Origin of the sequence: Parafrankia discariae (assembly GCF_000373365.1) — a bacterium.
GTDB lineage: Bacteria > Actinomycetota > Actinomycetes > Frankiales > Frankiaceae > Parafrankia > Parafrankia discariae.
The window spans coordinates 1-2,586 of record NZ_KB891171.1; the positions used below are offsets into that span (position 1 = coordinate 1).

The following is a 2,586-nucleotide window of genomic DNA, read 5'->3' on the forward strand; positions in this document are numbered from 1 at the left end:
GCCGCTGCTGACAGCCGCGGGCGCGGAGGTCGTCGCCGTCCCGGTCGAGCCCGGTGTCGACCGGGCGACCCTGGCCGAAAGACTGCGCACGCTCGGAAGCGATGCGGGCCTGGCACCTGACACGCAGCCCGGCCTGCTGCCACAGACGCTGCCCGGCCCGCTGCCAGACGCGCAGCCTGCTCTGCTGTCGGAGGCGCAGCCTGGAGCGCTGTCGGGCGTGGTGTCGCTGGTCGGGCTCGCCGACGCCGAGGTGACGCGGACCGTCGCGGTCGTCCAGGCGCTCGGTGACGCGCGGATCGGTGCTCCGCTGTGGCTGGTCACCCGGGGCGCGGTGACCACGGGCCCCGCGGACCCGATGCGCAGCCCATCCCAGGCCCTGGCGTGGGGCCTGGGCCGGGTGGTCGGGTTGGAGCATCCCGACCGCTGGGGTGGCCTGCTCGACCTGCCCGAGACGTTGGACGTCCGGGCGTTCGGGCGGATCACCGCCGTGCTCGCGGGACTGCCGGGCGGCGAGGACCAGGTGGCGGTGCGGGGCAGCGGGGTCCTCGCCCGGCGGCTGGCGGCCGTCCCCGCCGGCACCGGTGAGGCGTGGCGGCCGGTAGGCACGGTTCTGGTCACCGGAGGGACGGGCGGGCTGGGCGCCCAGGTGGCGCGGTGGGCCGCCCGGCAGGGTGCCGGGCGGCTGGTTTTGGTCAGCCGCTCCGGTCCCGCGGCGCACGGGGTGGCCGCGCTGACCGAGGATCTGACGGCGCTCGGCGCCCGGGTCACCGTCCTGGCATGTGACCTTGCCGACCGGGCCGCCGTCGCCGGCCTCGTCGCATCCCTTGCCGATGAGCCGGCGCTGTCGATCGTGCATGCGGCCGGCGTGCTCGACGACGGGGTCGTCGACTCCCTGACCCCCGAACGGTTCGCCCGGGTGCTGGCCGCGAAGGCGGACGGCGCCCGGCACCTGCACGAGCTGACGGCTGACCGGCCGCTGACGGCGTTCGTGCTGTTCTCCTCGACCGCCGGGGTGCTCGGTAACTCCGGGCAGGCGAACTACGCGGCGGCGAACGCCTACCTCGACGCCCTCGCCGAGCATCGACGTGCCGTCGGGCTGCCCGCGACGTCGATCGCCTGGGGTCCGTGGGCGGACGCCGGCATGATGGCCGAGCATGCCGGCACGCGGCAGTTCCGCCGCAGCGGCTTCCGGGCGCTGCGCGCCGAGCTCGCACTGGCCGCAATGGCCGGCGCGGTCGGGGCGGCCAGTGCGGCCGGGGCGGCGCAGCCGGTGGTCGTCGTCATGGACGTCGAATGGGAACGGTTCGCCGCCGAGTTCGCCTCGGTGCGGCGCAGTCCGCTGCTGAGCGACCTGCCGCAGCTGCGCGACTTCCTCGGGGCCGGCGCCGGCGTCTCGTCGGCGGCGACCGGCCTGTCGCCGCTGGCCGCCCGGCTGGCCGAGCTGCCGGCGCACGAACACCGCCGGATGGTGCTGGCTGAGGTCCGCAACCAGGCCGCGGCGGCGCTGGGGCACCCATCCGGCGAGGCGGTGGATCCCCGGCGGCCGTTCAAGGAGCTGGGTGTCGATTCGCTGACCGGGCTGGACCTGCGTAACCGGCTGGCGGCGGCGACCGGGCTGCGGCTGCCCGCGACGCTTGTCTTCGACTACCCGAGTGTCGAGAGCATCGTCGACCTCGTCCTGGACCAGACCGGGACGTCCACTGTGGCTGGGCCGGTTCTGCCGGCCAGGGTCGTCGACGATCCGATCGCGGTGGTCGGCATGGCCTGCCGGTTCCCGGGCGGGGCCGATTCACCGGAAAGCCTGTGGGAGCTGCTCGTCTCGGGCGGGGACGCGATGGGTGCGTTCCCCACCGACCGCGGCTGGGATCTGGACGCGCTCTACCATCCGGACCCGGATCATCCGGGGACGACGTATGCCCGGGAGGGCGGGTTCGTCTACGACGCGGCCGAGTTCGACGCGGCGCTGTTCGGGATCAGCCCGCGTGAGGCGCTGGCGATGGACCCGCAGCAGCGGTTGTTGCTGGAGACGTCCTGGGAGGCGTTCGAACGGGCCGGGATCGACCCGTCGTCGTTGCGGGGTTCGCGGATCGGGGTGTTCGCCGGGACGAACGGCCAGGACTACGTGTCGCTGCTCGACGACGCCGCCGCGGCCGAGGGGCATGTCGGCACCGGGAACGCGGCGAGTGTGCTGTCCGGTCGGCTGGCGTACACGTTCGGGTTGGAGGGCCCGGCGGTGACGGTGGACACGGCGTGCTCGTCGTCGCTGGTCGCCCTGCATCTGGCGGTGCAGGCGCTGCGCGGCGGCGAGTGCGACCTGGCCCTGGTCGGCGGCGCGACCGTGATGGCGACGCCGGGGGCGTTCGTCGAGTTCTCCCGGCAGCGGGGCCTCGCCGTCGACGGCCGCTGCAAGGCGTTCGCGGCCTCTGCGGACGGGACGGCGTGGGGCGAGGGCGCGGGGATGCTGCTGGTGCAGCGGCTGTCCGATGCCCGTCGTGAGGGCCGGGAGATCCTNGCGGTGGTGCGGGGTAGTGCGGTGAATCAGGATGGTGCGTCGAATGGTCTGACGGCGCCGAATGGTCCGTCGCA

At 74.6% G+C, this 2,586-nt stretch carries 1 protein-coding gene; it reads left to right on the forward strand.

The annotated features are described in order from the left end of the window. Positions 1-355: 355 nt before the first annotated feature. Positions 356-2,586 (forward strand): type I polyketide synthase (locus B056_RS39380; RefSeq protein ID WP_456095365.1); only part of this gene is annotated, 2,231 nt, incomplete at its 3' end.